The sequence below is a fragment of the Micromonospora sp. RV43 genome (assembly GCF_001029515.1).
Classification (GTDB): domain Bacteria; phylum Actinomycetota; class Actinomycetes; order Mycobacteriales; family Micromonosporaceae; genus Micromonospora; species Micromonospora aurantiaca.
In genome coordinates this window covers 1-2,656 of sequence record NZ_LEKG01000337.1, presented here as the reverse complement: position 1 = coordinate 2,656, position 2,656 = coordinate 1, and the positions used below count along the sequence as shown (strand labels likewise).

2 protein-coding genes and 1 pseudogene are annotated in these 2,656 nt (G+C 75.2%); all 3 read right to left on the bottom strand.

Annotation, left to right across the window (positions count from 1 at the left end):
- Positions 1–37: 37 nt before the first annotated feature.
- Positions 38–535 carry a hypothetical protein gene (locus tag ABD52_RS36950; protein WP_047894827.1) on the bottom strand — a complete coding sequence of 166 codons (498 nt, stop codon included), beginning with the start codon at positions 533–535 and terminating at the stop codon, positions 38–40.
- Positions 532–1,512: a DNA polymerase III subunit delta gene (holA, locus tag ABD52_RS36945; protein ID WP_013287990.1), complete on the bottom strand. Its 981-nt coding sequence runs from the start codon at positions 1,510–1,512 to the stop codon at positions 532–534. The genes ABD52_RS36950 and holA overlap by 4 nt, the downstream gene beginning before the upstream one ends.
- 123 nt (positions 1,513–1,635) lie before the next feature.
- A pseudogene (locus ABD52_RS36940) lies at positions 1,636–2,529 on the bottom strand (ComEC/Rec2 family competence protein); the annotation flags it as partial.
- Positions 2,530–2,656 lie beyond the last annotated feature (127 nt).

Below are 2,656 nucleotides of genomic sequence, written 5' to 3'. Positions count from 1 at the left end.
AGCGCGGGGCGTCGGGAGCGCGCAGCGCGGGGGGCCGCTACTGCTCGTTCGGGTGGTCGAATGTCGCGCGCTGCGGGTGGTGGTAGCGGACGCCCCGGGAGTCGGTGGTCGCGCCGCCCGGCCACGCGCGGGCGCTCGGCGGCACCGCGCCGCGCGGCAGCGACCCGATGCTGGCCGCGCCGCCCGGGAGTGCGCGGGCGCTCGTGGGCACCCGGGCCCGCCCGACCACCGGCTCCATCTGGCGGCGGAAGCGGTCCCGTTCCTGCTCGGGCACCTGCGCGGCGGTGCGGACGACCATCTCGGCCACCACGTCGTTGAGCTTGACCATCGCCGCCACCGCGATCGGCAGCACCAGCACCGCCCACCAGCTCACCAGTTCGGCGAGCGCGAGCAGCACGGCCAGCGCCACCGCGCCCTCGAAGAAGAGGAAGCAGAGCACCCCACCCGGGTTGACGAAGCGCAGTCCCAGCACCCGGGCGTAGAGCGGACGGTACCGCTCCTCGTCCGTGGCCACCGTCGACCACGCTCGGGTCACCGGGCGCCGCCCTGCCGGGCCGCGGCCACCGAGAACACGGCCCGCTCCAGCGCGTACGCCCGGTCGTCGGCGCCACCCTTGACCGCCGCGTTGCACTCGGCTGCCACCCGCATCGCCTCGACCAGGCCCTCCGGCGTCCAGCCCCGGGCGCGTACCTGGGCCTTCTCGATCTTCCAGGCCGGCATGCCGAGCGTCTTGGCCAGCTGGAACGCGCTGCCCCGGCCGGCGGCGGCGACCCGGGCCACGGTCCGTACGCCGTCGGCCAGCGCATCGGCGATCGGCACCGGGTCCACGCCGACGTGCAGCGCCCACCGCAGCGCCTCCAGCGCGCCCGGCACGTCACCGACCATCGTCGCGTCGGCGACGGTGAAGCCTGTCACCTCGGCCCGTCCCCGGTAGTAGCGGGCGACAGTGTCAGCGCCGATCCGCCCGTCGGTGTCGGCGACCAGCTGCGAGCAGGCGGCGGCCAGCTCACGCATGTCGTTCCCGACGGCCGCGACCAGGGCGTCGGCCGCGTCGGGCGTGCACTTGCCGCCGATGCGGCGGATCTCGTCCCGCACGAAGGCGGCCCGCTCGCGGTCACCCTTGAGCTTCACCGCCGGCACCACAGTGGCGCCCGCCGCCCGCAGACCGTCGGCGAACGCCTTGCCCTTGGCCCCGCCCAGGTGCAGCACCACGAGCTGGACGTCCGGGTCGGGATTCTTCGCGTACGCCAGCAGCGCGGTGGACAGGTCCTTGCGGGCGTCCTGGCCGGAGCGGAGCACGAGCACCCGGCGACCGCCGAACAGCGACGGGCTGAGCATCTCGGCGATCTCGCCGACGGTGAGCGTCCCGGCCTGGTATTCCCGCACGTCCACGTCGGGGTCGACCTCGCGGGCCCGGGCGACGGCTTCGGTGACCGCTCGCGTGGCGAGCAGCTCCTCGTCGCCGAGGACGAGCACAATAGGAGGCAGGTCGGCGGGGGTCACGTCGCCCATACTCGCACGCCCTCCGACCCGGCCGGGCCTGCTCATCGGGGACTGTGACGGCGCAGCCCGCACACAGCGCAAATCCAGACATTTGACTTGATTCCCCATCTACCGCAACAAGATCCCCCTGGTTCAGCGTGGCGCTCCCGACTCGGCGCCGCGCCTCACCACCGCGAGGCCGGTGCCCGCCTGGACCGCCGCGACGTCCCCGTCGGTGTCGGTACGCAGCACCCGCGCACCGCCCCGGGTCAGCCGGTCCAGCAGCCCGGCGTTGGGGTGCCCGTAGTCGTTGTCGACCCCCACGCACACGAGAGCCACCGCCGGGCGTACCGCGGACAGAAACTCCGGCGCCTGGTACGCCGACCCGTGGTGGGCGACCTTCAGCACGTCGGCGCGGATCGCGGCGGCCGGTGTGGTCTCCAGCATCGCCCGCTGTTCCTCCGTCTCGGCGTCACCGGTGAGCAGGATCCGTACCCCGCCCACGGTGGCGGCCAGAACCAGCGAGTTGTTGTTCGGATCCGACCGGCTGCCCCGCAGCGGGTACGGCGGCCCGACCGCGACCAGGTCCACCGCGCCCGCCCGCCACCGCCAGCCCGCCTGCACCGGGGCCAGCGGCGCACCGGCCCGGCGGGCCGCCTCGCGTACCTGGGCGGCGCCGTAGGGGGGCTCGGACCAGGACGGACCCACCACCGCGCCCACCCGCCGGCCCCGGAACACCCCGGCCACGCCGCCGACGTGGTCGACGTGGAAGTGGCTGACCACCAGCAACGGCACCTCGCGTACGCGCAGGCGGCGCAGGCAGGCGTCCACGCCGGACGGCTCCGGGCCGGCATCGACCACCACGGCCCGGCCGGCGGCGACCGGCAGCACCACCGCGTCCCCCTGCCCCACCGCGCACGCCACCACCACCCAGCCGCGCGGCGGCCAGCCCGAGGCGAGCAGCCGGATCGGTACCGCGCCCAGCACCACCGCCACCACGACGACAGCGATCAGCCGCCGCGCCCGGCGTCGCCGGAAGGCGAGCAGCGGTCGCGCCGATGAACCGCAGCGGGCCGTCCGGGTCCGCGTTGGTGTCGCGGACCATGAACGCCCGGTGGAAGGCCATCTGCTTCAACGGTTCACCTCCGGTCGTGCCTGGCGGTCGCGGGGCGCG

Excerpts from the sequence above, each read along its gene's own strand:
- holA (WP_013287990.1), bottom strand. The coding sequence starts at position 1,512 with ATGGGCGACGTGACCCCCGCCGACCTGCCTCCTATTGTGCTCGTCCTC.